The following is a 1745-nucleotide window of genomic DNA, read 5'->3' as shown; positions in this document are numbered from 1 at the left end:
AAAGCCTCCCTCAGGGAGGGGAGGCAGGGAAATAAGGCTTAAAAGGAAATAACTTCCGTACCCGAAAGAAAGCCATTCCACTGAGCTATTTATCACAATAATACTGACAACTAAAGGGGGACAGAAATATGAATGGATTCAGAAACAGTTCACGGAACGGTCAGGTCTGGTGCTGGCAGCGTGCCGGAAGCCGGGCCGTTATTCTGGAGGTCAGTGGACGCAGGATGGAAGCGGCAGAAGCATGGCGACGGGCTGCCGGTGTTGCGCCCCGGACAGACTGGCAGCAGTTTGCCCGAAAAAGGGCTGCACACTGCCACCGGCGTTGCCGGGGAAGGGGGTAACGAAAAAAGCAGCCTTCATTACTCCAGGAGTCAGAAGGCTGAAAGAAGTTTATGAGATTTGCTTTTTTTAATATCCGGTCGGGAAGTATGACCGGACAGTTCTGAGTAGCACAGATTTTTTTCCGTATTAAGTCGAGATTTTATATTTTGTGATTAATTTCACAAAATAAGGTGTTGTTCAATGTGTGCTGTAATATTCAGGATGTCTGAAATACAGGTGCCATTTATTTGATATGGAGAGTAACATGAGGAAATATATTCCACGGGTATTATTTATCTTTTCATGGCGGTATTAACTTCCCTAGTTTCATCTTCATACCTTATTGGGTGTATTAAAAACAGTAGGCTGCCAAAGTCTTAAACAAGTTTCAATTCTCCATGACAGTTCAACATCAGCCAGAGGAAATTCCCATTCTGGACCAGCGGGAGCATACGAACAATAATTTTCGGCTTCGCGCTATAGCGGGCTCAAGTTAGGTTGTCCCCTGAATCTCCAGACAACTAATATCTGATCGCGCCAGTGGTGGCTGTTATTCAGGATGGTATCTCAGTGCATGTCGATGTGGTTATCGTTGAACGGCGTTCGTTCAGTATTGTTGCAGCAGTATAGCTGGCTGATGACAGTCATTTACGTTCGGAACGCAGATGCTGGGATACTCTTCTGGAAGAGGTTCTGAGGCAGGCTGGCATTCCGTTGCTCAGAAGTCACGATGCAAGAAAACTGCTGCAGATGACCGAAGAATGGCTGAATAAGACGCAGGTTTCAGAAATGCGAAGACCCCACTCGTTAATCCATTAACTCGTGAGGTCTGCATGATGCACTTTAGCACTACTGATTGTAGCCTCTTCTTTGCAAAGATGTCAAAGTTTATGACGAAATATACCCTTATCGGGTTGCTTGCCGTGTGCGCCACGGTGTTGTGTTTTTCACTGATATTCAGGGAACAGTTATGTGAACTGAATATTCACAGGGGAAATACAGTGGTGCAGGTAACTCTGGCCTGAAGCACGGAAGTAAGCTGCCGGGCGGGGACGGAAGTCCCCGCTTTCCGGAAGTGTGAGGTATTTCAGGGGCAGACACCCGAAATGCTAGAAACTGCCGGTCCCGCCCGGGGCCGGTACCCTGGTTAAAGCATTTCCTACTTTTCAGTCATTTTATTATCAAAATTACATTAAACGGTCGTAATCAGACATGATTTGTGCGCCAACACAGATCATCGTCACAACTTTCAAGTCGCTGATTTCAAAAAACTGTAGTATTCTCTGCGAAACGATCCCTGTTTAAGTATTGAGGAGGCGAGATGTCGCAGACAGAAAATACAGTGACTTCCTCATCTGGCGCAAAACGAGCATACAGAAAGGGGAATCCGCTTTCTGATGCAGAGAAACAAAGATTATCAGTGG

At 46.2% G+C, this 1745-nt stretch carries 3 protein-coding genes and 1 pseudogene; all 4 read left to right on the top strand.

The window, feature by feature from the left end:
• Window positions 1-128 precede the first annotated feature (128 nt).
• Window positions 129-341 carry a hypothetical protein gene (locus tag FTE26_RS03340; RefSeq protein WP_013023861.1) on the top strand — a complete coding sequence of 71 codons (213 nt, stop codon included), beginning with the start codon at window positions 129-131 and terminating at the stop codon, window positions 339-341.
• A gap of 512 nt (window positions 342-853) precedes the next feature.
• Window positions 854-1140, top strand: a pseudogene (locus FTE26_RS03335) (DUF2726 domain-containing protein); the annotation flags it as partial.
• 14 nt (window positions 1141-1154) lie between these two features.
• Entirely contained in the window at window positions 1155-1346 is a 192-nt protein-coding gene (locus tag FTE26_RS03330; RefSeq protein WP_001348769.1) for a Hok/Gef family protein, read from the top strand.
• A 296-nt stretch (window positions 1347-1642) separates the two neighbouring features.
• Window positions 1643-1745: RepB family protein (locus FTE26_RS03325; RefSeq protein WP_334313973.1), on the top strand; the 103-nt coding region annotated here is incomplete at its 3' end.

This window comes from Escherichia sp. S10b (assembly GCF_028421345.1).
Classification (GTDB): domain Bacteria; phylum Pseudomonadota; class Gammaproteobacteria; order Enterobacterales; family Enterobacteriaceae; genus ECMA0423.
Note: the sequence above shows the minus strand (reverse complement) of the source record. Positions and strands in the feature narration are given on the sequence as shown.

Coding starts and splice junctions, on each gene's coding strand:
- FTE26_RS03340 (WP_013023861.1), top strand. CDS start 129: ATGAATGGATTCAGAAACAGTTCACGGAACGGTCAGGTCTGGTGCTGG.
- FTE26_RS03330 (WP_001348769.1), top strand. CDS start 1,155: ATGATGCACTTTAGCACTACTGATTGTAGCCTCTTCTTTGCAAAGATG.